27 protein-coding genes, 1 tRNA gene and 1 other annotated feature are annotated in these 26,753 nt (G+C 30.9%); of the genes, 17 read left to right on the top strand and 11 right to left on the bottom strand.

All coding sequences use genetic code 11. The features are described 5' to 3' along the window. The first annotated feature begins 113 nt into the window (after nucleotides 1–113). Together BR66_RS0116430 and BR66_RS0116435 are read left to right on the top strand one after the other, a co-directional pair. A complete protein-coding gene (locus BR66_RS0116430) occupies nucleotides 114–1,517 on the top strand; it encodes a spore germination protein (RefSeq protein ID WP_026883867.1) in 1,404 nt (467 codons plus the stop codon). Beyond that, entirely contained in the window at nucleotides 1,514–2,632 is a 1,119-nt protein-coding gene (locus BR66_RS0116435) for a Ger(x)C family spore germination protein (protein WP_026883868.1), read from the top strand. The genes BR66_RS0116430 and BR66_RS0116435 overlap by 4 nt, the downstream gene beginning before the upstream one ends. Before the next feature lie 78 nt (nucleotides 2,633–2,710). Here the strand turns inward: BR66_RS0116435 and leuS are convergent, their stop codons facing one another. Continuing rightward, a complete protein-coding gene (leuS, locus tag BR66_RS0116440; protein ID WP_026883869.1) occupies nucleotides 2,711–5,149 on the bottom strand; it encodes a leucine--tRNA ligase in 2,439 nt (812 codons plus the stop codon). 87 nt (nucleotides 5,150–5,236) lie between these two features. Further along, nucleotides 5,237–5,495 (bottom strand) — a binding site (T-box leader). A 78-nt stretch (nucleotides 5,496–5,573) separates the two neighbouring features. Next, nucleotides 5,574–5,649, bottom strand: a tRNA-Gln gene (locus BR66_RS0116445). A 97-nt stretch (nucleotides 5,650–5,746) separates the two neighbouring features. Here BR66_RS0116445 and BR66_RS0116450 point away from each other — a divergent pair. Further along, entirely contained in the window at nucleotides 5,747–6,433 is a 687-nt protein-coding gene (locus BR66_RS0116450; RefSeq protein ID WP_026883870.1) for a uracil-DNA glycosylase, read from the top strand. A 37-nt stretch (nucleotides 6,434–6,470) separates the two neighbouring features. Here BR66_RS0116450 and BR66_RS0116455 read toward each other — a convergent pair whose 3' ends face one another. Genes BR66_RS0116455 through BR66_RS0116465 form a run of 3 tightly spaced genes read right to left on the bottom strand, consistent with a single transcriptional unit; the run spans nucleotide 6,471 to nucleotide 8,534 of the window. Beyond that, a complete protein-coding gene (locus tag BR66_RS0116455) occupies nucleotides 6,471–6,977 on the bottom strand; it encodes a hypothetical protein (RefSeq protein ID WP_026883871.1) in 507 nt (168 codons plus the stop codon). A gap of 17 nt (nucleotides 6,978–6,994) precedes the next feature. Then, nucleotides 6,995–7,615, bottom strand: a complete 621-nt coding sequence (locus BR66_RS0116460) for a J domain-containing protein (RefSeq protein ID WP_026883872.1) — start codon at nucleotides 7,613–7,615, stop codon at nucleotides 6,995–6,997. Between the two features lie 31 nt (nucleotides 7,616–7,646). Then, nucleotides 7,647–8,534, bottom strand: a complete 888-nt coding sequence (locus tag BR66_RS0116465) for a DUF5685 family protein (RefSeq protein ID WP_026883873.1) — start codon at nucleotides 8,532–8,534, stop codon at nucleotides 7,647–7,649. Nucleotides 8,535–8,704: 170 nt separating this feature from the next. Here BR66_RS0116465 and BR66_RS0116470 point away from each other — a divergent pair, with 170 nt between their 5' ends. Beyond that, nucleotides 8,705–9,751, top strand: coding sequence for a nucleoid-associated protein (locus BR66_RS0116470; protein WP_026883874.1), 1,047 nt, complete (start codon nucleotides 8,705–8,707; stop codon nucleotides 9,749–9,751). A gap of 128 nt (nucleotides 9,752–9,879) precedes the next feature. Here BR66_RS0116470 and fba read toward each other — a convergent pair whose 3' ends face one another. The 3 genes from fba to BR66_RS0116485 form a co-directional block, all read right to left on the bottom strand. Next, complete coding sequence (gene fba / locus BR66_RS0116475; protein WP_026883875.1) at nucleotides 9,880–10,806, bottom strand: class II fructose-1,6-bisphosphate aldolase; 927 nt, start codon at nucleotides 10,804–10,806, stop codon at nucleotides 9,880–9,882. Between the two features lie 181 nt (nucleotides 10,807–10,987). Continuing rightward, complete coding sequence (locus BR66_RS0116480) at nucleotides 10,988–11,368, bottom strand: DUF4363 family protein (protein ID WP_026883876.1); 381 nt, start codon at nucleotides 11,366–11,368, stop codon at nucleotides 10,988–10,990. Nucleotides 11,369–11,378: 10 nt separating this feature from the next. Then, nucleotides 11,379–12,053, bottom strand: a complete 675-nt coding sequence (locus BR66_RS0116485) for a DUF421 domain-containing protein (RefSeq protein WP_026883877.1) — start codon at nucleotides 12,051–12,053, stop codon at nucleotides 11,379–11,381. Between the two features lie 121 nt (nucleotides 12,054–12,174). On the opposite strand from BR66_RS0116485, the gene BR66_RS0116490 reads away from it, so the two are divergent. The 5 genes from BR66_RS0116490 (at nucleotide 12,175) to BR66_RS0116510 (ending at nucleotide 16,032) form a co-directional block, all read left to right on the top strand. Then, nucleotides 12,175–13,833, top strand: coding sequence for a nucleoside kinase (locus BR66_RS0116490; RefSeq protein ID WP_026883878.1), 1,659 nt, complete (start codon nucleotides 12,175–12,177; stop codon nucleotides 13,831–13,833). A gap of 19 nt (nucleotides 13,834–13,852) precedes the next feature. Beyond that, complete coding sequence (gene sdaAB, locus BR66_RS0116495; RefSeq protein ID WP_026883879.1) at nucleotides 13,853–14,536, top strand: L-serine ammonia-lyase, iron-sulfur-dependent subunit beta; 684 nt, start codon at nucleotides 13,853–13,855, stop codon at nucleotides 14,534–14,536. A 2-nt stretch (nucleotides 14,537–14,538) separates the two neighbouring features. Then, a complete protein-coding gene (sdaAA, locus tag BR66_RS0116500) occupies nucleotides 14,539–15,417 on the top strand; it encodes an L-serine ammonia-lyase, iron-sulfur-dependent, subunit alpha (RefSeq protein ID WP_026883880.1) in 879 nt (292 codons plus the stop codon). Nucleotides 15,418–15,505: 88 nt separating this feature from the next. Beyond that, nucleotides 15,506–15,673 carry a hypothetical protein gene (locus BR66_RS25800; RefSeq protein ID WP_156946314.1) on the top strand — a complete coding sequence of 56 codons (168 nt, stop codon included), beginning with the start codon at nucleotides 15,506–15,508 and terminating at the stop codon, nucleotides 15,671–15,673. A gap of 29 nt (nucleotides 15,674–15,702) precedes the next feature. Then, nucleotides 15,703–16,032, top strand: a complete 330-nt coding sequence (locus BR66_RS0116510) for a hypothetical protein (protein WP_026883881.1) — start codon at nucleotides 15,703–15,705, stop codon at nucleotides 16,030–16,032. A 19-nt stretch (nucleotides 16,033–16,051) separates the two neighbouring features. Here BR66_RS0116510 and pssA read toward each other — a convergent pair whose 3' ends face one another. Next, a complete protein-coding gene (gene pssA, locus BR66_RS0116515; RefSeq protein ID WP_026883882.1) occupies nucleotides 16,052–16,588 on the bottom strand; it encodes a CDP-diacylglycerol--serine O-phosphatidyltransferase in 537 nt (178 codons plus the stop codon). Between the two features lie 259 nt (nucleotides 16,589–16,847). Here pssA and BR66_RS0116520 point away from each other — a divergent pair, with 259 nt between their 5' ends. The 4 genes from BR66_RS0116520 to BR66_RS25805 all read left to right on the top strand — a co-directional run bounded on the left by BR66_RS0116520 (nucleotide 16,848) and on the right by BR66_RS25805 (nucleotide 19,807). Next, on the top strand, nucleotides 16,848–17,516 hold the full coding sequence (locus BR66_RS0116520) for a TVP38/TMEM64 family protein (RefSeq protein WP_026883883.1): 669 nt from the start codon (nucleotides 16,848–16,850) through the stop codon (nucleotides 17,514–17,516). Between the two features lie 91 nt (nucleotides 17,517–17,607). Further along, entirely contained in the window at nucleotides 17,608–18,036 is a 429-nt protein-coding gene (locus BR66_RS0116525) for a CBS domain-containing protein (RefSeq protein ID WP_026883884.1), read from the top strand. 149 nt (nucleotides 18,037–18,185) lie between these two features. Then, nucleotides 18,186–19,067: a YegS/Rv2252/BmrU family lipid kinase gene (locus BR66_RS0116530; protein WP_026883885.1), complete on the top strand. Its 882-nt coding sequence runs from the start codon at nucleotides 18,186–18,188 to the stop codon at nucleotides 19,065–19,067. Between the two features lie 449 nt (nucleotides 19,068–19,516). Further along, a complete protein-coding gene (locus tag BR66_RS25805; protein ID WP_156946315.1) occupies nucleotides 19,517–19,807 on the top strand; it encodes a hypothetical protein in 291 nt (96 codons plus the stop codon). Between the two features lie 132 nt (nucleotides 19,808–19,939). Here the strand turns inward: BR66_RS25805 and BR66_RS24140 are convergent, their stop codons facing one another. Beyond that, on the bottom strand, nucleotides 19,940–21,790 hold the full coding sequence (locus BR66_RS24140) for a YgiQ family radical SAM protein (protein WP_035796476.1): 1,851 nt from the start codon (nucleotides 21,788–21,790) through the stop codon (nucleotides 19,940–19,942). 544 nt (nucleotides 21,791–22,334) lie between these two features. Here BR66_RS24140 and epsC point away from each other — a divergent pair. From epsC to nth, 4 genes are read left to right on the top strand one after another with little or no spacing between them, the layout of a single operon-like run. Next, the gene (gene epsC, locus BR66_RS0116545; protein ID WP_026883887.1) at nucleotides 22,335–22,901 is read left to right on the top strand and encodes a serine O-acetyltransferase EpsC; all 567 of its coding nucleotides are present in this window, start codon (nucleotides 22,335–22,337) and stop codon (nucleotides 22,899–22,901) included. Continuing rightward, nucleotides 22,898–23,881, top strand: coding sequence for a tRNA epoxyqueuosine(34) reductase QueG (gene queG / locus BR66_RS0116550; RefSeq protein ID WP_026883888.1), 984 nt, complete (start codon nucleotides 22,898–22,900; stop codon nucleotides 23,879–23,881). The genes epsC and queG overlap by 4 nt, the downstream gene beginning before the upstream one ends. Nucleotides 23,882–23,937: 56 nt before the next feature. Beyond that, nucleotides 23,938–24,642, top strand: coding sequence for a lysophospholipid acyltransferase family protein (locus BR66_RS0116555; RefSeq protein ID WP_026883889.1), 705 nt, complete (start codon nucleotides 23,938–23,940; stop codon nucleotides 24,640–24,642). A gap of 14 nt (nucleotides 24,643–24,656) precedes the next feature. Then, nucleotides 24,657–25,289: an endonuclease III gene (gene nth, locus BR66_RS0116560; protein WP_026883890.1), complete on the top strand. Its 633-nt coding sequence runs from the start codon at nucleotides 24,657–24,659 to the stop codon at nucleotides 25,287–25,289. Nucleotides 25,290–25,391: 102 nt separating this feature from the next. On the opposite strand, the gene BR66_RS0116565 is transcribed toward nth, so the two are convergent. Beyond that, nucleotides 25,392–26,582, bottom strand: coding sequence for a metallophosphoesterase (locus BR66_RS0116565; protein WP_051624278.1), 1,191 nt, complete (start codon nucleotides 26,580–26,582; stop codon nucleotides 25,392–25,394). Between the last annotated feature and the right edge of the window lie 171 nt (nucleotides 26,583–26,753).

Below are 26,753 nucleotides of genomic sequence, written 5' to 3' on the forward strand. Positions count from 1 at the left end.
GCATAAAGTATTTATAAAAATCCATACTATGATTAGAGTAATTAGTCACAATAGTATTGTTTGATAATTAATGAATATTATTCAATAAATCGGAGAAATAAGTAGGTGATAACATGAACGAGGATTATATTGCTTTTGTGAAAGAAAAATTCAAAGGAAATATTGATGTAAAGTACAGACAAATACAATGTAAAAAAGGAAATATATTAATAGTTTTTATTGATAATATGTCAGATTCAAGATTCATAAGCCAATATATTATTCAACCTATTATTAATAAAAGAGAAAACATTGAGAATTCAAATGATATAAGAAAAGGTATACTTTTTGCAAACTCTATAGGTATTATAGAAACTACACATGAAATGTTATACCATATATTATCAGGAGACGTTGTAATAATTTCAGATTTCTATGAAGGACTTATATTTTGTGAAGCTAAAAATTATACAAGAAGAGCTGTAGGTATTCCAATTACAGAAAGTGTAGTAAAAGGACCTAGAGAAGGATTCACAGAGGCATTTGTAGATAATATATCACTTATAAGAAGAAAAGCAAGAAATGCAGATTTAAAATTTGAAAATGTGTTTATAGGTAAAAAATCAGAAACAGTGGTGATAATATCTTATATAAAAGGAGTAGCCAGTGATAGAGTTGTAGCACAAGTAAAAAAAGAATTAAAAAATATGGATGTAGAGTTTATATTGGATACAAATTATATTGAAGAGAGATTAAGTGAAAAAGGAACGCTTTATGAAACAGTTGGATATTCAGAAAAACCAGATGTAGTAACCTCAAAATTATTTGAAGGGAGAGTTGCAGTAATAGTAGATGGAACACCATTTGTAGTAACAGTGCCGTATTTTTTTTATGAGAATTTTCAAATGTCAGACGACTATTATTTAAATAAATATATTTCTAATGCAATGAGAATATTAAGGTGGATTGCACTAGGTTTATCAACACTTTTACCAGGACTGTATGTTGCATTAACTACAAATCACTTTTCACTAATACCATCAATTTTTGTATTTAGGCTATCAATTTCAAGGGCAGGTGTTCCTTTTCCAATGGTAGTGGAAGTTTTGCTCATGATTTTTTTCTTTCAGGTTTTGAGAGAAGCAGGCATAAGGCTACCACAACCTATAGGTCAGGCAATGAGCATTGTTGGGGCTTTGATTTTAGGTCAATCTGCTGTAAGTGCTGGTTTTGCTTCTGAAACTACAGTTATAATAGTAGCTTTGGCTTCAATTTCAGCATTCTTAACACCCAAACTATATGGTGCAATAGCATTTTGGTCAACATTTTTAATAATAATTGCTGCCGTAGCAGGATTACCAGGATTTTTTGTTGGCTTTTTTATGTTTCTATCTGAACTTGGAAGTTTAAAAAGCTGTGGTTTTAAGTATTTATTTCCAATGGGTACTTTAAAAAAATTCAACTTTAGAGATTTGATTCTAAGGGATAATTTAGATTCAATATCAGAAGGTTTTACAAATGAGGATGATAAAAAATGAAAAAAACTTTAATGTGCTTTTTTTTAATAAGTTGCATTTTTCTAAATGGATGTTATGGATATAAAGATATAAATGATGCAGCCTTTGTTACTGCAGTGATATTTGATATTGATAAAACAAATAACCCGGTTATTTATCTTGAGATATTTAAACCTGCTAAAACATCAGCCAAAAGTTCTGAAAAAGCTGAGAGAATAGTGCTTAAAGGAACAGGTAAGACAGCTTACGAAGCATTAAATGATGTAAATTTAGCCTCAAGTTATAAAATTGATTATACGCAAAATAAGGCTATCATTTACACAAAGCGAGCTGCACAATACGGTATTGGTTCATTTTTTGATATATTTAGAAGGAGTACTCAATTTATAACACGGCCGTATATGGCCGTATATGATGGCGATGTTGAGAGGCTAAGCCAAGGGAACTTCGAAGAAGAACAATTTGTAGGTTTATTCCTTTGGGATCTTATAAGAAACACAGGTGCAAGTTCTAGGACTGTTCAATCATCATTAAATAAATTTTTATCACTCAGGGTTTCACCAGAAAAGACTGATGTTCTCACTGTAATTAAAATTTCTAATGAGGAACCAACGCCAACTCTTGTACTTGAAGGTGGAGCCATAATAAAGCATGATAAACTAAAGGATATGGTGCAAAAAACAGAGGGAGAGGCTTATAATTTTTTAACCAATCAAGTACAATATGGATCTATGGAAATTAATGATCCCAATAATAAAAATAAGTTTGTTTCACTTAGAATAGAGAAATCTAAAACTGATACAGAGGTTAATTATAGTGGTAAAAGTATTATTTTTAAGAAAAAGATAACTGTGAATGCTAGCATTGTGGAGACACAAAACTATATAAACCTTACTGCTAAAGAATTGAAAGAGATAAAGTATGGTGCAGAGAAAAATTTAATTACGTCATGCACTAATGTTTTTAATAAATATAAAAAAGAAAATCTTGATATATTTATGCTTGGTGACTCTATTGCCAATAAATATGGGGATGAAGCAATAAAAGACGAAAATAAAATATTAAAAAAGACCACAATAATAATAGAACCAAATGTAATAATAAATAGTGCTGGAAAGGCGAGAACATACAAGTGACAAATCAATGAAGATTTAAAGCCCAGAGAATCAAGTTGTGATTGTCTGGGCTTTATCTATTAAATTAAATGAAGAATGTTATTTTACTACAATATTAACTAATCTTCCTTTAATAACAATTATTTTTAAAATGGTTTTTCCTTCTAGAGCTATTTTTACAGAAGAATCCTCTAGGGCAGCGTTTTCTATGGACGTGTCATCAAGATTTGCAGGAATATTAAATCTTGCTTTAATCTTACCATTAACTTGAATGGCTATTTCTACTTCGTCCTTCACAAGTGCTTTTGGATCAAATTCTGGCCATTTTTCATTAAAAATAGAGAAGTTGTTAGTTAATATACTCCACTGTTCTTCGCAAAAATGGGGAGCAAAAGGTGCTAGGATTTTAATAAAATCATCTAAACATTCCTTTAGAAAAACGGGATTTTTAACTTGGCAACTTGAGTATTTAGTCAGAGCATTGGTAAATTCCATTATTCTTGCTATACAAGTGTTAAATTGGAATTTTTCTGCATCCTCACTAATTCCTTTAATTGAAAAATGTCTTACATAGTTCAGTTCTTTTTCAGCTTTATCTATGGTATTTTTTGATTTTCCACCTAAATTTATATAATCTGTGCACTTAGATAAAATTCTTTGAGCTCTATCAACAAATTTTGCCATGGCTTTTATACCATCATCGCTCCAAGCTCCACCTTCAACAAAATCAAAACCAAACATTAAATAAAGTCTGAATACATCTGCACCATATTTAGATATATAATCATCGGGAGAAATTGTATTGCCCTTTGATTTACTCATTTTTTGCCCATCTGGTCCAAGTATTAAACCTTGGTGTCTTAAAGATTTAAAAGGCTCATCAAAATCAAGGTATCCCATATCTCTAAGAGCTTTTGTCATAAATCTTGCATATAAAAGATGCATGCAAGCATGTTCAGGGCCACCAACATATTTATCAACAGGTAAAATTTTATTTATCTTGTTAGGATCAAAAGCCATTTCACTATTTTTATTATCAGCATATCTTAAATAGTACCAAGATGAACATACAAAGGTATCTAAAGTATCAACTTCTCTTTTAGCTTTGCCGCCACAATGTGGGCAAGTTGTATTTACGAAGTCTTCACTTTTTGCTAGTGGTGATTTTCCATCAGGAGTAAATTCTACGTCATAGGGAAGTTCAATGGGAAGTTGATCTTCTGGAACAGGAACAATTCCACATGTATCACAGTATACAATAGGTATTGGAGCACCCCAATATCTTTGCCTAGATACAAGCCAATCATGAAGTCTATAGTTTACCTTCCAACGACCAAGGTCTTTTTTGGATAGGGTATTAATAATAGCTTCTTTAGCTTCATTTCCAGATAAGTCATTAAAATTTTCACTGCTTACTAGTTTACCGTAACCAGCATATGGAAGCTTTTCTCCACCTTCAATAACTCTTATAATAGGTAGTTTATATTTTGTAGCAAAGTCGAAATCTCTCTCGTCATGTGATGGAACTGCCATAACAGCACCAGTTCCATAGGTTGCAAGCACATAATCAGCCACCCATATTGGAATTTTTTTACCGTTTACAGGATTTATTGCATAAGATCCTGTAAATACTCCAGTTTTTTCTCTTGTTAGAGATTGTCTTTCAATTTCAGATTGCTTTTTAGTATGCTGCTTATACGTCTCTACTGCTGTTTTATATTCATCAATGGTAAGTTTATCTGTTAATGGACTTTCTGGAGCTAGAACCACATAGGTAACCCCAAATAGAGTATCAACTCTTGTAGTAAATACATCAAAGGTAATATCAGAATCATAAGCTTTAAAAGTAACTTCAGCACCTTTAGATTTACCTATCCAATGTTTTTGCATGGATTTTGTCTTCTCAGGCCAATCTAGAGGTTCAAGTTTCTCTAAAAGTTCATCTGCATAATCTGTTATTTTAAAGAACCATTGAGTTAAGTCTTTTTTTGTAACTTCAGTGCCACATCTTTCACAAGTACCATCTATAACCTGCTCATTTGCTAGAACTGTATTACAACTAGGACACCAATTTACAGGAGCCTTTTTCCTATAGGCTAGACCTTTTTCGTAAAGCTTTAAAAATAACCATTGAGTCCATTTATAATAATCGGGATTACAAGTTACAACTTCTGCATCCCAATTGAACATAGCACCCATGGCTTTTAACTGCTTTTCCATGGTTTCTATATTTTTAAGAGTAGAATCCTTTGGATGAAGTCCTGTTTTTATTGCATAGTTTTCAGCAGGAAGACCAAAAGCATCAAATCCCATAGGCTGAAATACATTGTAACCTTGCATCTTTTTTAGTCTTGCCCAGGAGTCAACAGGAGCATAGTTGAACCAGTGACCAGCATGAAGTTTTGCGCCAGAAGGATATGAAAACATTTCAAGCACGTATAACTTTTCCTTAAGATTATCTTTATCAAATTTATAAAGATCTGTATCTTCCCAAATTTTCTGCCATTTTTTATCAATCTTTGTACCGTAAATTTCCATGAGGCAACCTCCTAAATTTATGCACTTACGTGCCATACAGCTGTATTGTATTTGAATATACTAAAAAAACAAAAAAACCTCCGTCTCAAAAGAGACGAAGGATATACTCCGTGGTACCACTCTAATTAGATTAAGTCATCCTGAAAAAATAAAAGCAGTTAACTGACAAAAACTATTTTTTCAAAGAAAAACTAAAACCTCACTTTATAATATAACGGTTTTAACCGTATTACTAGCTACGTAATAAGCTCACAAGTGAGTTCATATTTTACCATCACTGTTTTTCAGCTACCAACAGCTCTCTTAAGGTGGCTAGAATATTACTACTCTTGATCAAAGCAAATATAAAATTGTTATTAAAAATTATAATGTATTAATAAAGAATTGTCAACAATAAAAAAAGCTAAGATAATATCTTAACTTTTGGCTGCCCTAGCAGGACTCGAACCCACACATGCCTGAACCAGAATCAGGTGCCTTACCAATTTGGCTATAGAGCATCAGCAACAATTAATATTATATCTTATTTTAAATTAATGTCAATAGCATTTGAGGAAAAATTTACTTGTGGTATAATTTGATTGGTAGGTGATATATATGTCAGTTAATTTAAAAAATGATTGGAAAGACTTATTGAAAGATGAATTTAACAAAGAATATTATGTAAAACTAAGACATTTTTTATCAAATGAGTATAATAAGAAAACTGTATTCCCAGATATGTATGACATTTTTAATGCATTACATTTTACGTCTTTTAAAGATGTGAAAGTAGTTATTTTGGGTCAGGATCCATATCATGGACCAAATCAAGCTCATGGACTGAGTTTTTCGGTTAAACCAGGGGTTAAGGCACCACCGTCCTTAGTTAATATATATAAAGAACTTAGGGATGATGTAGGCTGCTACATACCCAATAACGGCTATTTAAAAAAGTGGGCAGATCAAGGTGTACTTTTATTAAATACATCATTGACTGTAAGAGCTGGGGAAGCGAATTCTCACAAAAATATTGGGTGGGAAATACTTACTGATAAAATAATAGAATTATTAAATGAAAGAGAAGAACCCGTGGTTTTCATTTTATGGGGTAATAATGCCATTTCTAAGGAAAAGCTTATAACTAATTCTTGGCACTACATAATAAAATCTGTACATCCCAGTCCTCTTTCAGCTTCTAGAGGCTTTTTTGGTAGTAAACCTTTTTCTAAAACCAATAAATTTCTTGAAGGCATAGGAAAAGAAAGTATTGATTGGCAAATTACAAACATAGAAGCTAAGTGACAATTACTTGTCACTTAGCTTCTGTCGTGCCATAGTATTATTTTATATGTTTTATGAAACGTCTATTTGCATAAGCTATAAATAGTGTTATGGCATAGTCACAAATTAAAAACACGATTTCTGTGCCAATAACTACAAAAGTAAGTGAGATTCTTAGATTTAATAGGTCTGTGAAAAGCAATTTATATATTAAGTAAAATACAAACATACTAACATTAAAAAACACAAGTTTTAGTATTATTTCAATGGGAATTTTATTAATTTTTTCTATGTAAAATTTAATAAAACCATAGCTTCCAAAAAAAAGTATATAGGCAAAAACATTCCATCTAAATCCAAGTAGTAAAATTGCAAGAATAGAAGTTGCGGCATAAACAACTAAACTGTTCCGCACATTTGTAGTTAAGATAGCTATTGGAATAATACAACAGGCTATTCCTAATACATATAATTTAGTTGTAGGTATTATGCTAGAAAGATATATACACAGAATAGATAAAGCTGTGAATATGCCTCCTTTAGCTAAATTGCTTGCCTTTGACATGATTATTCATCTCCTTTTTAGCAGCCTCCACCCATTCCACCGCCCATACAGTCACAAATTTGTTCTGAACACCAGATTGAAATACACATGCTTAAACAATCATTGTCTCTATTGCCGCCATTGCCGCCATAGGGATTTCTATATGAGTTGTTTCTTTGACCTAAAGATTGAAAAGCATTCCTGTATTCCTGGTTTTGAGGTTCCATATTATAAGCTTTGTTTATATATGAATAGGCATTATCATACCAACCCTTTTTAAGGTATAAATTACCCATTAAAAAGTTCCATTCTGCATCTCTACTTTTTACCACATTGAGTTTTTGTTCAGCAGCATCTAAGTTTCCGTTGTTAATGTCTACTCTTATTGAGCTATATTCAGCATTACTACTTTGTGAACGGTTTTGACTACCTTGACTACCACTAAATCCACCACTATGAGAATTGTTACTTGAGCTATTTTTAAGAAGATAATCATAGGCCTCATTAATTTCTCTCATTTTTTCTTCGGCAAGCTCTTTTAGGGGATTATTGCCATATTGATCAGGATGGTACTTTTTAGCTTGTTCCCTGTAGGCTTTTTTTATTTCTTCTTGAGAAGCCCCTTCTTTGACTCCAAGTACTTCATATGGATCTTGCATTTAAAATTTCCTCCTTGTTTTATACATAAGTCTATAAATTTAAATTTGCATCTACTGTAGAATCTTTTTTATGGAATACATTTTCCATCTTTTCTAATAATCCATTTTGTAATATATTATATAGAATATCATTGTTTGTACAAAGTGACAATTTGTTTAAACTCTCGAAGCAATTTCTTGCTGAAGTTACTAATATGAAGTCTATTCTTTCCTTAATTGATGATTTAAAATCTTCAAAATTCAAATTATCTGTATTTAGTGTTCTAACTAGGGCATTAAATTTGTTACTAGCTATATCATCTTCAAGATCATCAAAAGCATCAATAATGTATATCCATTTTCCTAAATTATAACCTAGATTATAAAGCAAATCCTTTTGCAGATTATTTTCTGGGTATTCACTTACAATAAATGCTGTTAATTCAGCAAATGGATGTGATAATTCATCAATACCCATAGAAACATCATTGTCCTCTAATTTATATAAGGCATTTAGTCTACCTTTAATAAAATCACTGTGCTTTTTTAGTCTATCAGGGAATTTATGTACATAGTTTTTAATAATGTGGGTAAATACAATTGATTTTAATGATTTTTCATCTTTTACGTCATCTGCAAGTTTGTAGTACGCTAGAGCTAAGTTTAGAAAACTTGCATAGTTTAGGGCGGAGTTATTAACTATGAATATCCTCTTTTTCAAAGGGTGTGCTATACACCTTCCGATTGTATAGTCACATTTCTTTTCGCTAAGGGCATCTAATAGCACGGCTATAAAAGTCATGTCATAATTAATGAGTAATCTTGGTATATTTCCATAATTTTTTTTTAAAGATAAACAAAGCCCACAATAATAGGCTTTAAATTTCTCATAATCTTTCATTTTAAGTTCAGACTTACATGGTGTAACATAACCAAACATTAAAGTTAAAACACACCTTTCTTTTGTTCTCACCAAATCAGTGAAGTTTACCTTATTATAACATAGTAAATTAAATAGATATATGTTTTTACATGTAATGTTAACAGTTTTATAATAGTTTATATGATATAATTGGAATATTAATTTTTTCGTTTTAGGAAGGTGTAAATTTGGAATATATCAATGAAGTAAATTTAAATGAAGCGATTATTCATGTATTAGACAATAATGGCACAGAGCCTGTTTATAATGAGTATCCACTAAAGCTCGTAGACGAAACATACGAGTACATTTTGAAACATATACAAAAATCACTTAAAGATGAGGAACTAAAATATGCTATTTTTAATGATGATAGTAATATTGTAAAGGAAATTTCTCAGGAATATTTTAATGCTCATACTGATTTGATTTCAGCGTCAAAAGAAATGGCAAAGCAACTTTTTGCGCTTATGAAATCAAATTCAACTATTCCATCATGTGATTTAATTGTAGTATCAATATCTACGGAGTATGGATTAATGCTGGCTATTTTAAAGATGGATTATGTAAAAAATTATACACATACCATTGATTTTGTAGAGGATAAGATTGGTATAAATATTACACCACAGTTTGTAGGTCTTCCACCTGGAGGACAAAGACTTCAAAAATGTGCGTTTATAAAACCAATTAAAGATGAAAACAAATTTGATGTAATGGTTATTGATAAACAGAGCAAAAGCAAGGAAAGTAGGGAAAGCGAAGGTTATGACCCTAATTATTTTATTAGCAATTTTTTAGGATGTACAGTTGTAGATAATGAGAGGGATGCAACACGTAATTTCATTAAGACAACAGAAAAATGGACCAGAGATAATTTAAAAGATAACGCTGATAAAGCAGAACAAGTAAGAACATCAATTAAAACAAAACTTAAAGAGGAGGATAGCATTAATATAAATGAGCTTTCCCAGGATATATTTGGTGATAATGCTGACGTCTCACAAAATTTTGTTCAATATGCAAAAGAACGTGGGGTTAGTGAAAATATAGAAGTTGATAAACAATGGATTGAAAATAAATTCAAACGAGTAAGACTTAAGATTGACAAGCAAATTGACATATATATTGATGAAGAAGTGTATGGTGATAAAACAAAGTTTGAAGTAGTAAGAAATGGCGATGGAACCATTGATATGCGGATAAAGCACGTTAAGAATTATATTGAGAAATAACACATATGAAAAAGATAGGGATTAAAGTTGATTTACAAAGAAATCTACTTTAATCCCTATTATGTAGCTTGTCATTGTAAAGCTGTTTGGCAACTTACAAGCTATTTTAAACGAACTATAGTTAAAAATTATAGTTGTTTGTTTGCTGAACCAAGTACATCGTCAATTTTAGCTTCAACAAGAGCTTGTATGTTATCTCGAGCAGCACCTAAGTATTTTCTTGGATCAAATACTTTTGGTTGTTCTCCAAATACTTCTCTTATTGATGCTGTCATTGCAAGTCTTATATCCGTATCCATGTTTATTTTGCAAACTGCAAGTGAAGAAGCTTTTCTTAACATTTCATTAGGAATTCCTTGAGCACCACCTAAATCCCCTCCAAATTTATTGCAAGTTGCAACGGATTTGGGATCAACTGATGAAGCACCGTGTAATACTATTGGAAAACCTGGTAATTTCTTTTGTACTTCTTCTAAAATATCGAATCTAAGTTTAGGTTCTCCAGTGAATTTAAAAGCACCATGACTTGTTCCTATGGCAATTGCAAGAGAATCTATTCCGGTTCTAGTTACAAAATCTACTGCTTGAGTTGGATCTGTGTATACATGTTTTTCACTGTGGACATCATCCTCAACACCAGCAAGGACGCCAAGTTCTGCTTCAACTACTACTCCGTGACTATGAGCGTAGTCTACCACTTCTTTAGTTTTAGCTACATTTTCCTCATATTCATACTGTGAACCATCGTACATTACTGAAGTAAAACCACTAGCTATTGCAAGTTTTACAGTTGCAAAGTCAGGACCATGATCTAAATGAAGAGCAAGATCAACTCCCGTAACATCTATTGCAGCATCAACCATTGCTTTTAAATATTTAGGACCAGCATACTTTAAGGCTCCCGAAGATACTTGAAGTATGACTGGTGATTTTTTTTTCTTTGCACCATTAACAACACCTTGAATTATTTCCATGTTGTTGATATTAAAGGCTCCTATTGCATAATTGCCTTCATAAGCTTTTTTAAACATTTCTTTTGTAGTAACTAATGCCATTTTATATTCCACCTTTCATATAAACATATTTTATCGCATATGGTGGGTTTTGCCTCAGAACTATGGGATAAAATTGTTGTCGCGGGACATATAATGCCCATGCGGGACACTTTCCTCACCTCTATTATAGTCCTAAATAAAATTGTTTTAAAGGATGTTAGGAAAGTTTATTTAGGCATCTTCAAAAAAGATTTTCAAAATTTATAGTTTCTAGCTTCTTTATTCTTTCAAGCAAGAATTCTATACTATTAGCACTAGCTAGTGCCTCATCTTTATCTTTAGTTTTTATGTAAGCTTCCAGTTTGTGTTCTTCTAGGCTAATGTCATCTATAAAGGTATGATTTACAAATATGGAACATCTATTAGAATAAATATGCCAATCTTTTGACATATTTGTAGATGTAGTCATGGCTCTTTTCCAATTTCCATCTTTAATATTATTCATTATAGAAGTATTTTCAGTATAAATATTGTTGGATATTTTATTTAGATATTTGACAGATACGAAACAAATTAAAACTGTAGTTGAAAATAAAATTATTGTTATAATTACATTTCTCATTTTAACTCTCCTAATTTTTATATGTTTGCATGTAGAATTTTCCTTTTGAATTTGCAAGCGCAATAAAAACTTCCTTTGTTGATGTAATATTTTTACTATGAAGTGTAGTAATAAGCCACTTTTCACTTTTACCAAGTATTTTGAGATTTTTATAATTTATTTTACCATCTAGAATCAGTGTAATTGGAATAACATCTTGGGGACATTTCATATTTAAATCTTGTTTTGTAGCATTGGCAAGTTCTGTTTTTGGTATAATAGACAATTGACCACTAGTTTCCAAAATTGCAAATTCAATGTCTTCTAGATTATAGTATCCCTTTAACCTTATTTCCTCCATAAGGTCATTAAGGTTTAATCTTTGATTCCTCATTATGTCTATATCTATTTTTCCATTATTGATAAGAATACTTGGTTTACCAGATATAACAAGCCGCGCTGTTTCACTTTTTAACTGTAATAATGATATGATTATTTCTAAAAACAACAGGGTAACAATAGGTATTACGCCATGAATAAGAGGGATTCGAGTATCTTGCATAGGGAGTGAGGCCAGATCTGAAATCATTATGGTTATTACTAGTTCAAAGGGCTGTAGTTCTCCAATTTGTCGTTTCCCCATGATTCTCATAATTAAAACTACCAGTGTGTATAATATAATTGTTCTTAGCAATATTGTGAACATATTTACCACCCTTTACATTACTTATTATAGATAATGTTTGCAGCTTTTGAAAAAAAAATACACTATTTATAATTATAAAGTATAATAATATTGTTAAAAACTAATTATTGAAGGTGAAATTATGAAACAATTGAAAATAATCATATTAAATGGACAAGAAATAACAGTAAATCAGGGAACAACTTTTCATGATATTTTGATGCAAAACAAATTAGAGGGAAGTATCCCTGCAGTACTTGCAAAATTTAATAATGAAATATATGAACTGTTCGATGTGGTTAAAAATGATGGAGTCTTTGAAACTGTTGATATAAGTTGTGAGATAGGAATAAAGACCTATGTGAGGACACTACAATTTGTACTTATTAAGGCTACTCTGGATTTATTTAAAGATGCTAAAATAACTATAGAACACACTTTAGGCAAAGGTTTATTTGGTGAAATTCATAAGGAAAAGCCTTTATCAAAGGATGACGTATTAAAAATTAAGGACAGAATGCTAGAACTAATAAGTCGTGATTTACAAATTAAAAAAATCTCTGTAAGTAGGGATAAGGCAATGAAAATTTTTGAAGACTATGGAATGGAAGATAAGGTAAAACTATTAAAAACTGTAGGCTATGAAAAGTTAAAGTTATACGAGTTAGATGGTAGATATGACTATTTTTATGGAGATATGGCATTTTCTACTGGTGTAGTAAAAAATTTCGATATTTTTCCATATGAATCAGGGTTCCTGCTTAATTACCCAAGCAGTGAAGAACCTTTTAAATTAACTGAATTTAAGGAACAAAAAAGTCTATATAATATTTTCCATGAAACTGAAGTGTGGGGTAATATTCTTGGAGTTGGAGATGTGGGTAGCTTAAATGAGGAAGTTATAAGTGGAGATATAATTGATACTATAAGGGTATCAGAGGCTCTCCATGAAAAGAAAATTGTCTACATTTCAGATATGATAAACGATAGAAAAGGTGTAAAAGTGGTTCTAATATCGGGACCGTCGTCTTCTGGGAAAACAACTTTTTCAAAAAGGCTTGGAGTACAACTTAGGGTAAATGGACTTATTCCAGTTCCAATTTCCTTAGATGATTATTTTCTAAATAGAGATGAAACACCAAGAGATGAAAAGGGAAATTATGATTTTGAATCTATTAATGCATTGGATTTAAAACTTTTTAATGAGAATCTTAGGGATCTCATGGAGGGAAAAGAAGTTTTATTACCTAAGTTTGATTTCAAAAATGGTGCAAGGGAATGGAGTTCTTCCAAAATTAAATTACCTAATAAGGGAATAATAATTATAGAAGGAATACATGGATTAAATGAGCTTCTAACTCAATCTATTCCTAAAAATAAAAAATTCAAAATATATATAAGCGCATTAACACAACTGAATCTTGATAAACACAATAGAATATCCACAACTGATGTGAGGATGATAAGAAGACTAGTTAGGGATTATTTATCCAGAGGTTATGGTGGGGAACAAACATTAAGAATGTGGGATTCGGTTAGAAGAGGTGAGGAAAAAAATATATTTGTATTTCAAGAAGAAGCAGATGTTATGTTTAATTCAACACTGGTATATGAATTATGTATATTGAAAAAATATGCCATTTTAGAATTGAATAAAATAGAGCATGATAGTGATGTATACAGTGAAAGTATTAGATTAAAGAGCTTTTTAAATTTTTTTAAAGAAGTAGATGGTAAATTTGTACCAGAAAATTCTATACTTAGAGAGTTTATTGGTGGAAGCTGTTTTTATAAATATTAATTAATATAGGGGTGTTAAAATGCGTGAATATAGTTGCTTCGATATTTTAGGGCCTATAATGATTGGACCATCAAGTTCGCATACGGCTGGAGCAGCAAGACTTGGAAAAATTGCGGCTATCATAGCAGGTGAAAATAAATTTACAAAAGTTGAGTTCTATTTACATGGTTCCTTCGCTAAAACTTATAAGGGACATGGAACAGATAAGGCTTTGGTTGCTGGGGTTTTGGGCCTTAATCCTTGGGATGAAATGCTTAAAGATTCCTTCCAGATAGCAAAGAAAAGAGAGTTACAATTTGAATTTATAGAAAGTAACCTAGGTGATGAGCATCCAAATACAGTGAAATTTGTATTTATAGAAGAAAATAAAAGTACCGTAGAAGTTATGGGTTCATCTGTAGGGGGAGGCAATATAAAAATCACTGAAATTGATGGTCAAAAAATTGAGTTTACTGGTAACTATCCTACACTTATAATTAGGCATAAGGACACACCAGGAATGATTTCAAAAGTGAGTACTATCATATATGAGGCAGGAATAAATATTGCCTTCTTGAAGGTATATAGGAAAGACAGAGGACATAGTGCTGCAATGATATTTGAAACCGACAGTGTTATACCAGTGGGAACTAATAAAAGAATAAAAGAACTTGGAAACATTGAAAGCATTAGATTTATAAATCCAATTATCGAAGGAGAATAACAATGCAAGTAAATACAGGAGATGAATTAATGCAGGAATGCATTAGTAAAGGAATAACTATATGGGAATACACTCTATCAGAGGAAATTAAAAGAAGCGGTAGTGAAAAAGAAAAAATAATGAATAGAATGAAGAGAAATTTAGCTGTAATGAAGGAATCAGCGGAATATGGTTTGACTCACGAAGTTTCTTCTGTTAGTGGATTAATCGGAAAAGATGCAGTAAAGGTTTATGCCTATGCAAAAAATGGTAATAGCATCTGCGGGGATTTTTTGATAATGGCAATGGCAAGAGCATTATCTTGTGCAGAAGTAAATTCTTCCATGGGCAAAATTGTTGCAGCACCTACAGCAGGATCTTGTGGTATATTACCAGCGGTTATAATAACCCTTGGAGAAAAATATAAAAAATCAGAGGAAGAACTTGTTAAAGCACTATTTACTGCTTCTGGTATAGGTATTCTAATTGCAAAAAATGCAACTCTAGCAGGAGCAGAAGGTGGCTGTCAGGCAGAATGTGGCTCAGCAGCAGCGATGGCAGCAGCTGCTGCCGTGGAAATGATGGGGGGGACAGTAAAACAATCTTTGGACGCAGCAGCAATAGTTATAAAAAACATATTGGGCCTTGTTTGTGATCCAATAGCTGGTCTTGTTGAAATACCTTGTGCAAAAAGAAATATTGCTGGAGCAGTAAGTGCTTTATCAACAGCGGATTTAGTCCTTAGTGGAGTGGAAAGTAAAGTACCTTTTGATGATTGCGTAAGTGCAATGTACAAGATAGGAAAGGATATGCCATGTGAATTAAAAGAAACAGCACTTGGTGGTCTTGCAGTTACCAAAACCGGACTAAAATTAAGCGATCTAATTAAGGCAGGGAAATAGAGTAACAATTCAATTTTAAAATCATAAATTAATATAGGAATGCTTTAAGTGGAGGATAATTTATGATTTTAAATAGGGAGGAGATTTTATGTATATAGCTTATCCTGAATATTTTTTGTTTCCAAATTTTGACATGCGACAGATAGATGATGACCAAAACTTTTATAGGCAAGAATTAGAGGAAGAAAACGAGCTAGGTGAAAATTTATATCAAATTATAGATGATGAATATATAACCGAAACTTTAGAAAAATAAGTAATAGCATATTTATAGGGTGAAGACAATTGTCTAATAGAAACGTTATAGAAAATTATTATTTTGATATAAATAATCAAGTTGATTTATTAGGGAAGCTTATTAATTCATATAGATTGCTCATTGGTGGAGCCGGTGAATTAAATGGTATTGCACTTGCAAATAAAAATGATGTTAAAGATGCCATAAAAAGAGTTAATAAACTTGGTGGGGTTATTGATAACATAATCCAGGATATGAATGATAGAAATAAAGCTTATATAAAATATAATAAAATAAAAGACGAATTAATGAGAGAAATGGTTGATGAAATGTATATATCCGAGGAAATTGAAGAAGAACTAAAAAAAACTCCATAAAATGGAGTTTTTTTAGTTCTTAAATTTTTTTGAATTTAAGGTTGCATACCATAAGGTAGGACAACATTATAATAAATACTATTGTAATTGGTATATTAGGCTTCGAATCAACTATTAAAATAATAAGGGAGTAAAACGCAAGTAAAACTCCAGCAATAGTAATAGGAATACCCATGAAGTTACCGTCAAATTCAGATGAATTATATCGTGCTAATCTGTAAGCTCCTGCAATTGGAAATAATAGAACTAAAACATAACCAAGTGGACCAAATACTGAAAAATTATATAAACTATAAGCAAGAATAGATGGCGCAACGCCAAAAGAAACTAAGTCCGCAAGTGAATCAAGTTCTTTTCCAAGATCACTTGAAACATTGAGGAATCTAGCTATTCTTCCATCATATCTATCAATAAGCGCAGCTAATAATATAAAAAAACAAGCCCATTTGAAAGCAGCAATGTTTTTGGTAGATGCTTCAAATGTCATTAAAATAGACAATATACCGCAACCTAAATTACTAAATGTAAAAATATTTGGTAAAGCACTTTTAGACATTTCATTATCACTCCTATGTATTTAAATAAAAAAATAGAATAAGACCATAAACTTTATGATAATCTATTATAACATAAATAAACAAAAAATATTTTAATTGTTTTAGCGTAATAGCAACATAATATATTATAACCTATTCGGTCAAATAAGGTAAGTCCATATTGCTATATAATAATAAATTCTGATAGTTTTTTACAACTACTAGAAATAGGACTAATCAAATGATATTATATATAGTATAACTCGGGGGGAAAAACTAATGAGGAATTTCTTTAAAGACAAACTAAAGTATATTGGATTAGCAGTACTGATTATTTTTGTATTAATTTTGATTTTTAAATTACATCCATTATTTAGAAATATAAACTTTAAGCATGTAAAACATTATATATTGAGTTATGGTAAATTTTCATCTATAATTTTTATTATAATATACTCATTAAAACCAATTGTATTTATAATACCAGCATCATTATTATCAATAGTTGCAGGTAATATTTTTGGATCTTTTTATGCGTTTATATATAGCATGATTGGGTGTTTTCTTTCGGCTACTGTGGCTTTTTTTCTTGCAAGATCTTTAGGGAAACCATTTGTTGACAAAATGCTTAAAGGTAAAATTGTAAAATTAGATTCAAGTGTAGAAAAACATGGGTTTCCCATAATGTTACTTATGAGATTATCTTTTGTATTTCCATATGATGGATTAAGCTATGCTTGTGGACTTACAAAAGTTAAATATAAAGACTTTATTTTAGGGTCTATCTTAGGAATAATACCAGAAATGATTCTTTATTCGTATATTGGTAAGAATTTAGGAAAGCATTTTATAATAAAAAAGTTAATTATGCCAATTATAGCAATTATATTAATTGCTTTAATAGCTTATTATTTTTATAATAATTATAAAAGTAGGAAAGCAAAGTAGATTTTTGCGGTATAGTTTACCAAACATGAATGTTATTAACTCTTATATTAAAAATACTCTTGGTTAAAATAGACTTAGGAGGTGTTTTATTATGAAAGTTAGTGAAATTATGACGAAAAGTGTTGCTAGTTTAAATACCGATGATACTGTTGAGAGAGCTGCACAGGTTATGGTTGAACACAACGTTGGTTCTGTACCTGTATGTAGTGGTGAAAATGTAGTTGGAATAATTACTGACAGGGATATAACACTAAGAACTGTTGCAAAAGGTGAAAATCCAAGAACACAAATTGTACGTGAAATAATGTCTTCTAACCCAGTGGTTATTGATCCTGAGATGGATGCACATGATGCTGCTAGGATAATGGGTGAAAGACAAATAAGAAGACTACCAGTGGCACAAAATGAAAAGTTAGTTGGGTTTGTTTCTCTTGGTGACATAGCTACGGATCCTAAACTTAAAGATGATGCTGAAGGAACACTTTCTGGAGTGTCTGAGCCATGTACACCAGTGATTTAAGTGACAAGTGACAAGTTGAAACTTGTCACTTGAATCTCAAATAGCGTAACTATTTTTCAGGTATTTTGTTAAAACTATAGAAAGTTTTACTATTAACATATAAAGTGATATTATTAACATAAATTAACATAGAGATGGGAGAGCTAAGTATGAATAAAGTTAAATTTATTTATAACCCATATTCAGGAGAAAATTCTATTGCAAATAACATTGACAAGGTTATTAAAGCACACCAAAAACGTGGATATACTATAATACCATATAGGATAAGTATGCAATTTGGTATAGCACAAGCATTTGAAGACTTGGATGAGGATTATAAATATATATTAATAGCCGGTGGAGATGGAACAGTTGATAATATAGTTAACTATATGAAAAATAATGAAATAGATTTGCCTATTGCAATACTTCCAACGGGTACAGCAAACGATTTTGCAAAGTTTATAAAAATGCCTTTAGATGTAGATAAAGCATGTAAGCAAATATTAAATTCAAAAGTTAAAGAGGTTGATATAGGCAAGATAAATGACAAATATTTTATAAATGTTGCTAGTATGGGACTTTTTACAGATGTATCACAAAAAACAGATATTAATGTTAAAAATACTATAGGTAAGCTTGCATATTATTTAAAGGGTTTAGAACAAATACCTAATTTTAGAAAACTTAGTTTTAAGGTTAAATCAAAAGATAATGAATTTGACGGAGATATATATCTGATGCTTGTATTTAATGGACAAACAGCAGGAAACTTAAATTTTGCATATAAAGCATTAATAGATGATGGACTTTTAGATGTAATAATAATAAAAGCAAGTAACCCAGTAGATATAATAGGATTGCTTTTTGATATGTTTAATGGAAATCATCTGGATAGAAGTTCTAGTCTTGTTTACTTTAAAACAGACGAGCTTACTATAGAGAGCAATGAAAATATAGTAACTGACATTGATGGGGAAAAAGGACCTGATTTTCCACTTAAAATAACTTGCATAAAACATGGATTAAAAGTTTTAGGAGTTAAATAAGAATAAATTGCATTTGGTTTTAATATTAATAAGTAATAAAAAGTTCAAGGAGATATAAAATGCTTCTTTATACATATATAATCTTATTAGTAATTACCAGTATAGGAATTTTAGTAGGAATAAAATTATCTTTAAGAGTACCAAATAAAATTAAAATTATAAGTAGCATATCATTAGTAATCTTGTTATTAAGATACATATCGCTTTTTATAATGATTTTTCAAGAAAATATAAAATATATGTACATGCTAGAATCATTCTATTTTTTATATTTTGTTTGTATACCAATATTTGGGGTAATATGTTTGTACATTTTATTGAGAAATGATAATATAAATTTTAAATATGTAGTGCTGATCTCTTTTTTATACATTATTATGTACTTTATATGGGTATTAAGAGCTTCTGTAAAGATTATATTGATGAATAATTACAACTTGGGGTATGCCATGAATTTGAAAAATAATCTTTGGTATGTGGATATCATATACCTTTTTATAAATGTGGCTTTTTTGATTGTAACTGTTAATATTTTTAACAAAGATAGATCAGATAAAGTTGGAGGTACCCTTATTATTTTTGCTTCATTGTTTACCATTGTAATAATAATGCTTCCATATTTATTTAATAATATTATTCCACAATATTGCATGGGAGAATTAATTTGGGTTATTGCATTAGATTACTGCCTCTCAAAAACAGTAAAGCGACCAGGAAAAAGAGTTAAAAGTGGCAAGTGACAAATTAAAAAAAGGAATGGAATTAGAATTGTTCAAATCTAATTGCATTCCTTGATTTTTATGCGTTAGGAGAAAAATCATCCATAGCTTGTCACTTGCTTACTACTTATAACTTAACTCCAGTAGTTGCGTCTAAGATCTTCTACTATTATGTCCATTAGATCTATGATGGTGTCTTAATCTTGATGAATCGGAAATAATGCAATTAGGACCTCCGCCAATAAGATCTTCTCTATGGGCAGAAATAAGAGCCTCTTTAACTAATTTATAGTTTTCTGGTTTGGAAAATTGAAGTAGAGCTCTCTGCATATTTTTTTCATGTTGCTTGTGGGGACTATAAACGGCTTCTTCAGTAAATGGATCAATTCCAGTGTAATACATTGTGGTAGAAAGACTTCCTGGAGTTGGATAAAAGTCTTGAACCTGTTCTGGGGTATAACCCATTTTTTTAATATATAGCGATAATTCTATGGCAGCGTCTAAATCACTTCCGGGATGACTTGACATAAGGTAAGGTACAAGAAATTGATTCATACCTAAACGTTTATTTATTTCAGAATACTTTTTTACAAAACTATCATAAACAGCTTTATTTGGTTTTCCCATTTTACTTAGTACCTTATTACTTACATGTTCAGGTGCTACTTTTAGTTGACCACTTATATGATATTTACATAATTCCTCAAAAAAATCAGTGTTCTTATCATACATCAAATAATCGTATCTTATTCCAGAACGAATAAACACTTTTTTAACCTTTGGGATTTCTCTTAATTTTCTTAAGAGTGATAAATATTCTGAGTGATCTACTTTAAGATTTTTGCAAGGCTCAGGGAAAAGACATTGCTTTGTTTTGCACACTCCACGCTGAAGTTGTTCATCACATGATACATGCCTGAAATTTGCAGTTGGACCACCAACGTCATGAATATATCCTTTAAAGTCACGGTATTCAGTCATTAGTTTAGCTTCTGTAACTATAGAATCTTGACTTCTATGTTGTATTGTTCTTCCTTGATGAAAGGTCAATGCACAGAAGGAGCACCCACCATAACATCCTCTATGGCTTGTTATAGAAAATTTAACTTCTTTTAAAGCAGGTATTCCACCACTAGCCTCATATATTGGATGATAGGTTCTTGTATATGGCAAGTTATACACTTCATCCATTTCATTTTCAGTAAGTGGTGATTGAGGAGGATTCTGAACTACATACCTATCACCATGTTTTTGAATAATAGTTTTCCCGATTAAAGCGTCTTGTTCCATGGACTGAAGCTTATAGGAATTTGAATAAGCCTTTTTATTTTGGGAAACTTCTTCATAAGAAGGTGTCTCTACATAATCATGCAAATCACTTATATCAGAAGTTATATACTCTGTTCCACAAATATTTGTCATAGATTTTATATCCATTCCATATTTAAATAAATTTGCAATTTGAATAGTAGTTTTTTCACCCATACCATAGGATAGAAGGTCGGCTTTTGAGTCAATAAGTATGCTTCTTCTAACCTTATCTGACCAGTAATCGTAGTGGGCGAATCGTCTAAGACTTGCTTCAATACCACCTATAATTATTGGAACATCATTATAGGCTTCTCTTGCTCTATTGCAGTATACAATCACAGCTCTATCAGGTCTGTGATCAGCTTCACCACCAGGTGAATAAAAGTCATCGTGCCTTTTTTTCCTTGCAGCAGTGTAATGATTCACCATTGAATCAATATTTCCTGAATTAATAAAAAATGCATATTTAGGTTTTCCTAAAATCTTAAAAGCGTCAGCATTATGCCAATCTGGTTGAGGAATTATGCCTACAGAAAATCCCTCACTTTCAAGAACTCTACCAATTATTGCTGTGCCAAAGGAAGGGTGATCAACGTATGCATCACCTGTTATTATAATAAAATCAAGTTGATTAATTCCTCTTTCTTGTAAATCTTCTTTGCTTATAGGCAAAAAAATGTTTTTTTCTCTCATATTTAAGCTCTCCTATTTAAGACTAGTTATTGTCGTTGCTATCTAGTAATATTAACATAATAAATGATAAATATAAACAGAGTTCTTGGGATGAGGCATAGTTTTTATATGGTCTAGCTTTTAAAAACCCTTATTTATGGAATTAAAATCTCTCCAGTTATAGTATAAATGTTAAGTACTGGGACAATTCGAAAAAATAAAAAATACTGTTGACAAAAAATCCATATAGAATATAATATTATTAAGAATACAGAGTAAATCACTTGGAAATACGTTGAAAAAGGAAAGTATCTTAAATGAAATTTACAGAGAGAGAATCGGAAGCTGGAAAGATTCTTAAAGGAAATTTATGAGAAGTGCCCTTTGGAGTAATATCTTTGAATTAAGTAAAAGATATCGGGAGAGCCCGTTATAGCGGCTGAACATATATGTGTTTGTAGCTTTGATTATATTAGAGTGGATGCTGGGCTTAAGTGACTTCGTCTCTATAGAGACGGGGATTTTTTTATTTTTTGTACTTTACAAATATTGAGAAATTTATGAGGTGAGGTTAGTGTTTAAAAATTTAATATATGATTTAGATAGAATAATTGAAAACGACCCTGCTGCTAGAAATAGGTTTGAGGTTTTTTTATTATATCCAAGTGTTCATGCTATTCTTTGGCATAGAATGGCTCATCCTTTTTATAAGGCAAAAATGTTTTTTATGGCAAGGCTTATTTCTCAGGTTGGAAGATTTTTTACTGGTATAGAAATTCATCCCGGTGCTACTATAGGTAATGGGTTATTCATTGATCATGGTATGGGAGTTGTAATTGGAGAAACAGCTGAAGTTGGAAACAATGTAACAATATATCATGGGGTAACATTAGGCGGTAGAGGCAAGGAAAAAGGTAAAAAAAGGCATCCTACAGTTGGTAATAACGTTTTAATTGGCAGTGGAGCTAAAATACTTGGACCTGTGAAAATTGGAGACAATGCAAAGGTTGGAGCAAATGCAGTTGTTTTATCTGACGTACCTAGTGGAACTACTGCAGTTGGAATACCAGCAAGGATAGTAGAAAAAAAACAAGATAAAAATGTGATAGATATGGTAGATTTTTTAAGATGAGTAAGAAATCAGAGATTATAGATTTCTGCAATGAATTAGGACTTTCTGAAGTTGGTTTTTGTAAATGCCAGATATTTGATGAATCACAGACATTTTTTAAAAAGAGAAAAGAATTAAATCTTGAAAATGAGTTTGAGGAGGAGAATATTTATAAAAGAATAAATCCAAAACTTTATATGGAGGAAGGCAAGACGATTATGTCTATTGCCTTTCCTTATTTGTTTAATAAGAAAGTAAAGGAAGAGTTATATTTTTCGCTATATACAAGAGGGCGTGACTATCATAAAGTTGTGTCAGAATATTTGAGTAAAGTGTGCAATTTCATAGAAGAAGGTTTAGGTGGAAAAGCAATATATTTTGTTGATAGTAATGCTCTACCTGAAAGATATATTGCATTAAAGAGTGGAGTAGGGTTTGTAGGTAAAAATAATATGATTATTAACAAAAGGTATGGTTCATATACTTTTCTTGGAGAAATTATAATGGATTTAGATATTAAACCTGATGAATTAGTAACTGGTAAATGTGGTAAATGTGAAAAATGTTTGAATGCATGTCCGACGAAGTCAATTTCAGAAAAGAAATGTGATCCCAATGTTTGTTTATCATATATAACACAAAAAAAGCATATTGATGAGGAGTATTTTCATAAGTTTAAAGGAAGATTATTTGGTTGTGACACTTGCCAGGATGTATGCCCATTTAACCGAATTATAGATTACTCAAATTTAGAGGAGCTACGGCCATTTGAATTTATGGATAAGATTAATATAAATGAGCTAGCTAACATAGATAATTTGATATTTAAAGCTAAGTATGCTTTAACCTCATCTGGCTGGAGAGGTAAAAATATCATTCAAAGGAATGCAATAATTAACTTATTAACTAATAAAGAAATTATAAGCATGGACAATTTTCGCACAAATTCCACCTATGTAGAGGAGTATTACCATAGACTTTTAAAATACAATAAATTATAATAGGATAGTATATGGTATTTTTAAACATTATATTCTTGAAGGACGTGATTTAGGTGATAATTTCACCAAGATTTGTAAAGATAATAGAATCCTGCCCACAGGGGGTTGTTAGAGCTTTTTCTACATGGTTTCTAAATCATTTAAATAATAAATATGCAAAAATACATGTTACTGGTGAAGAAAATTTGGCAGATAAAGATGGAGCAGTAATTTTTATATGTAATCATTTAAGTAATTCTGACGCCATTGTTTTATGGAGGGTTTTAAAAAAATGGGACCCAACCTTTGTAGCTGGGGTTAAATTAAATGAAAACCCAGTAACGTATTTAGGCATGGTAGTGGTAAAGGTGACTCCTTTAATACCTAACTCAGCAGATAAGTCAGGAATGGCAAAGATTGTAAAGCTACTTAAAAGTGGAGAAAGTGTATTGATGTTCCCAGAAGGAACTAGGAGTAGGCAAAAAACGTTAATTAAGGCAAAGCCAGGTATAAGTTTATTTGCGAGGATGAGCAAGGCAAAGATTGTACCTATAGGTATGCATGGTACGGAAAAACTTCTTCCAATTAGTGAGGATGGGGAAATGGGTAGTGAGACTTTTCATCATGCAGATGTTTATGTAAATATAGGTAAGCCTTTTGAAATAGCTGTAAAAAACGAGGATGAAGACAGAAAGGTTTATGAGGAAAGAGCAACAGAAGAAGCAATGAAAAAAATTGCTGAACTTTTACCAGAGGAGTATAGAGGAGTATACAATAAATAAGGCTTGGTGATAAATTGAAAAAAAAAGATATAAAGAGCACATTAGATATTTTAAGTAAGGTTTATAGTGATGCTGAATGTGCATTAAATTTTAAATCAGCATATGAACTTCTTATTGCAACAATTTTATCTGCACAATGTACAGATGTTAGAGTAAATTTGGTTACAGAAAAATTATTTAAGAAATATAATACTCCTGAAACCATGGTGGAATTAAGCGATGTTGAGCTTCAAGAAAAAATACATTCTTGTGGTTTTTACAGAAATAAGGCTAAAAATATTTTGGCAACATCCAGAAAACTCCTGATGGAATACAGTGGAGTTGTACCAGACACTATGGAAGAACTCATAATGCTTCCAGGGGTAGGTAGAAAAACTGCAAATGTAGTTATGTCAAATGCGTTTAATATACCAGCGATAGCAGTTGATACACACGTATTTAGAGTATCAAAGAGGATTGGACTTGCGTCTGGAGATAATCCTTTAAAGGTGGAAATGGAACTTATGAAGGCTATTCCTAAAGATATGTGGAGTAGAGCTCATCATTTTTTAATATGGCACGGAAGAAAAATATGCAAGTCAAGAAAGCCAGAGTGTGGGATCTGCCCTATTAGTGAGTATTGCGCTTATTATAAACAAATTTCTTAGTTTCGTATGGAGATTTTTTCTCCACACGAAACTTAAAAATCGTTATCCGGGGACGTGTCAGCCGTTATACCATAATACGGATGGTATCCATTGGATAAGCATCTAACTGCTAAAAAAATCAACTTGTACTTCCACAATTTCACTTTTAGTTCCAAGTCTTATTAATGGTCCCCAGGTACCATATCCAGAAGATACGAGAAGCTGATAATTTTTATCTTTTAAGTAACCATAGGAATTATCATAAATTGTTTTGGTAATCAGATTATTAGGAAAAAATTGTCCATGATGAGTATGCCCGGATAGTTGAAGGTCAATTTGTTCTTTTTCTAAGGGGTCAAGCCTTACCGGCTGATGATCTAGAACTATTATGGGCATATTTTTATCTGCTCCATTTAAAATTTCAGTAATATTGTCCCTTCCTTTAGATTTTCTTTTTACACTTAAATCATCCCGCCCTACCACATAAAAACTATTAGCTATCTTTGCAAAAGAATCTCTTAGCAAGGTAACATTGGCTTTTTTGAAGATATTTATAGTTCCTTCTAGATTTCCAGCGCCATATTCATGGTTGCCAAGTACAGCATAGGTTCCATATAGTGAACTTAAATTTTTAAGCACTGGAGCTATTATATCTTTTAAATTCTCAGGAGTATTTTCATCTATCAAATCTCCACAAATGAATATAATATCTGGTTTTAAATTATTTATATTTAAAACCATTTTCTCTAAAGATTTTTTACCAAACCCTGTGCCAAGATGCACATCTGAAATAAAAACAATATTAAGTTTTGCAAGATTAGTGCATTTTTTATCTATAGTTATATTATATTTTGTAACAATACGATGTCTTCCAACATATGTACCATAAATATTAATAATAGCTACTATAATTAATATTGAGAAGCTATTATAATCAACAAGAATTTTATAAAAAATTGAGGTTTTACTAAGCAAATGAAAATTTATAATTATTAATCTTGAAATGTTAATTAAAGAAAATACCAATAAAAAATAATAAAATAATCCAAACCAAAAAAAACCTATATTTACAAACAATTTTGAAAGTTTATCTTTACAAAGCTTTTTAAACAAAAACCCTATTATATATGAAAAAGTCATTATCCAGAATATTGACCAATATATTAATCTATTAATATGAGGATATATATAAGAAAAAGCAAAAAAATTTTGTTTACCAATATAAAAACTTAATAAACTGTATAAAGATAATATTATAATTAATATTATCACAGGGACAATATAAGATAAATTTTTAAGTTTTTTAGAATTCATAAATAAAATCACACTCCTAAAATATTCAGCTATGGACAACCATACTTATTATTGCCATAGGTGATATGTATATATTATATCAGTTTTTAACATTACAGTCAGAAACATTATTAGACTTTAAGTAGGAAAATGTTTATAATATTATCATAAGTTATTGGAAGAAGTGTACTG

It is taken from the genome of Clostridium akagii DSM 12554 (genome assembly GCF_000686725.1).
Lineage (GTDB): Bacteria > Bacillota > Clostridia > Clostridiales > Clostridiaceae > Clostridium_I > Clostridium_I akagii.

Coding starts and splice junctions, on each gene's coding strand:
- BR66_RS0116430 (WP_026883867.1), top strand. CDS start 114: ATGAACGAGGATTATATTGCTTTTGTGAAAGAAAAATTCAAAGGAAAT.
- BR66_RS0116435 (WP_026883868.1), top strand. CDS start 1,514: ATGAAAAAAACTTTAATGTGCTTTTTTTTAATAAGTTGCATTTTTCTA.
- leuS (WP_026883869.1), bottom strand. CDS start 5,149: ATGGAAATTTACGGTACAAAGATTGATAAAAAATGGCAGAAAATTTGG.
- BR66_RS0116450 (WP_026883870.1), top strand. CDS start 5,747: ATGTCAGTTAATTTAAAAAATGATTGGAAAGACTTATTGAAAGATGAA.
- BR66_RS0116455 (WP_026883871.1), bottom strand. CDS start 6,977: ATGTCAAAGGCAAGCAATTTAGCTAAAGGAGGCATATTCACAGCTTTA.
- BR66_RS0116460 (WP_026883872.1), bottom strand. CDS start 7,615: ATGCAAGATCCATATGAAGTACTTGGAGTCAAAGAAGGGGCTTCTCAA.
- BR66_RS0116465 (WP_026883873.1), bottom strand. CDS start 8,534: ATGTTTGGTTATGTTACACCATGTAAGTCTGAACTTAAAATGAAAGAT.
- fba (WP_026883875.1), bottom strand. CDS start 10,806: ATGGCATTAGTTACTACAAAAGAAATGTTTAAAAAAGCTTATGAAGGC.
- BR66_RS0116480 (WP_026883876.1), bottom strand. CDS start 11,368: ATGAGAAATGTAATTATAACAATAATTTTATTTTCAACTACAGTTTTA.
- BR66_RS0116485 (WP_026883877.1), bottom strand. CDS start 12,053: ATGTTCACAATATTGCTAAGAACAATTATATTATACACACTGGTAGTT.
- BR66_RS0116490 (WP_026883878.1), top strand. CDS start 12,175: ATGAAACAATTGAAAATAATCATATTAAATGGACAAGAAATAACAGTA.
- sdaAB (WP_026883879.1), top strand. CDS start 13,853: ATGCGTGAATATAGTTGCTTCGATATTTTAGGGCCTATAATGATTGGA.
- sdaAA (WP_026883880.1), top strand. CDS start 14,539: ATGCAAGTAAATACAGGAGATGAATTAATGCAGGAATGCATTAGTAAA.
- BR66_RS25800 (WP_156946314.1), top strand. CDS start 15,506: ATGTATATAGCTTATCCTGAATATTTTTTGTTTCCAAATTTTGACATG.
- pssA (WP_026883882.1), bottom strand. CDS start 16,588: ATGTCTAAAAGTGCTTTACCAAATATTTTTACATTTAGTAATTTAGGT.
- BR66_RS0116520 (WP_026883883.1), top strand. CDS start 16,848: ATGAGGAATTTCTTTAAAGACAAACTAAAGTATATTGGATTAGCAGTA.
- BR66_RS0116525 (WP_026883884.1), top strand. CDS start 17,608: ATGAAAGTTAGTGAAATTATGACGAAAAGTGTTGCTAGTTTAAATACC.
- BR66_RS0116530 (WP_026883885.1), top strand. CDS start 18,186: ATGAATAAAGTTAAATTTATTTATAACCCATATTCAGGAGAAAATTCT.
- BR66_RS25805 (WP_156946315.1), top strand. CDS start 19,517: ATGAATTTGAAAAATAATCTTTGGTATGTGGATATCATATACCTTTTT.
- BR66_RS24140 (WP_035796476.1), bottom strand. CDS start 21,790: ATGAGAGAAAAAAACATTTTTTTGCCTATAAGCAAAGAAGATTTACAA.
- queG (WP_026883888.1), top strand. CDS start 22,898: ATGAGTAAGAAATCAGAGATTATAGATTTCTGCAATGAATTAGGACTT.
- BR66_RS0116565 (WP_051624278.1), bottom strand. CDS start 26,582: ATGAATTCTAAAAAACTTAAAAATTTATCTTATATTGTCCCTGTGATA.